At 43.5% G+C, this 1,597-nt stretch carries 2 protein-coding genes; one reads left to right on the top strand and one right to left on the bottom strand.

Features of this window, described 5'->3' with window-relative positions; genetic code table 11:
• Nucleotides 1-62: 62 nt before the first annotated feature.
• Nucleotides 63-830: an IS6 family transposase gene (locus F9K33_16570; GenBank protein KAB2877313.1), complete on the bottom strand. Its 768-nt coding sequence runs from the start codon at nucleotides 828-830 to the stop codon at nucleotides 63-65.
• Nucleotides 831-965: 135 nt separating this feature from the next.
• Here F9K33_16570 and F9K33_16565 point away from each other — a divergent pair, with 135 nt between their 5' ends.
• Nucleotides 966-1,538: a recombinase family protein gene (locus F9K33_16565; protein KAB2877312.1), complete on the top strand. Its 573-nt coding sequence runs from the start codon at nucleotides 966-968 to the stop codon at nucleotides 1,536-1,538.
• Nucleotides 1,539-1,597 lie beyond the last annotated feature (59 nt).

Genomic DNA, 1,597 nt, shown 5'->3' with positions numbered 1-1,597 from the left:
GGCATTGTTGCAAAGAATTTAAAGCTGCAGGGGAAGACGAGCATCTGATTTGTTGATCTTAACTAAAGAGCCAACTCTGATTGTTGGTTAATGATTTTCATGAGTTCCTGTAAGGGAGAATCTCCGAGACCAAAAGCTCGATCCACTAGACGTACTTCTCCCTTAACGCCCTCTTGAAGTTTCCAGGCGTCAGCTTGTCTCTTTTTAAGCGCTCTCATGACCTCAAAACCCTTGATGGTTGCGTAAGCTGATTTCATAGATTTGAACCCCAGCGTTGGCTTAATCAAGCGTTTGAGCTTTCCATGATCGGCCTCTATGATATTATTGAGGTATTTGACCTGTCTGTGTTCTGTGAAATCCGGGCACTTCCCTTCTTGCTTAAGTTCCTTGATAGCAACACCATATGACGCTGCTTTATCGGTGTTGATCACAAGCGGTTTCTCCCATTCCTTCATATGATTGAGAGCCTTCCCTAAAAACATTTTTGCTGCTTTGGCATTGCGTGTTTGCGAGAGATAAAAGTCGATCGTATTGCCTTCACTATCCACAGCCCGATATAAATAAACCCACTTGCCCTTTACCTTTATGTAAGTCTCATCGACCCTCCAACTTCGATTCCTATCTGTCCGCCTCCATTGCCAACGCAAGCGTTTTTCTATTTCTGGGGCATAAGCTTGAACCCAGCGGTAAATGGTGCTGTGATCCACATCGATGCCGCGCTCAGACATCATTTCCTCCAATTCTCGGTAACTGATGCCATATTTACAATACCATCGTACCGCCCATAGGATGATCTCTCCCTTAAAGTGTCTCCATTTAAAATGATTCATCATTAGCCTTTCTTGGATCGCATAATCTTAAAATGTATACTCTATAAGACATTTCTCTTGACGTGTCTTTTTACATGTCTCAAAATGCAATTCTTATATCGTTTAAGACATAAAAAGACAAAAAGAGAATTATTCATGGTGTCAGTTGGATATGCCCGTGTCAGTTCAGTGGGCCAGAGTCTCACTATTCAACTTGATAAGCTGGGTCATTGTCAGAAAATATTTCAAGAGAAACACAGTGGCGCTTCCAATAAACGTCCACAACTTAAAGCTTGTCTTGATTATGTTCGGGAAGGAGATACGTTAGTTGTCACACGACTGGACAGGCTGGCTCGGTCCACGCTCCATCTCTGTCAGATTGCAGAAACGCTCGAGCGGAAAAATGTTGCCTTGCATGTCCTGGATCAAAACATCAATACGACGGATGCTACAGGCCGTCTTCTATTCAATATGCTCGGAGCTATTGGTCAGTTTGAAAATGAGATTCGTGCCGAGCGGCAGATGGACGGTATCGCTAAAGCCAAGGAACGTGGTGTCACATTTGGACGAAAAAGCAAACTCACCGATCAGCAACTGATCACGATGCAAGAGAAAAGAAGCAAGGGATCCCTCATCAAAGAGCTCATGACTGAATACAACCTCTCAAAAGCGACCGTCTATCGTTATCTTCAGACCAATGCCGACACTAAAATCCAGGACTCTCCTTAATCGAACTCCTTATAGACCTCCATAGAAAAGTCATTCCTATCATTTTTTGCAACAGCGCC

It is taken from the genome of bacterium (assembly GCA_008933615.1).
GTDB lineage: Bacteria > CLD3 > CLD3 > SB21 > SB21 > SB21.
The sequence above is the reverse complement of the archived record's forward strand: the minus strand, read 5'-3'. Positions and strand labels throughout refer to the sequence as shown.

Excerpts from the sequence above, each read along its gene's own strand:
- F9K33_16570 (KAB2877313.1), bottom strand. The coding sequence starts at position 830 with ATGAATCATTTTAAATGGAGACACTTTAAGGGAGAGATCATCCTATGG.
- F9K33_16565 (KAB2877312.1), top strand. The coding sequence starts at position 966 with ATGGTGTCAGTTGGATATGCCCGTGTCAGTTCAGTGGGCCAGAGTCTC.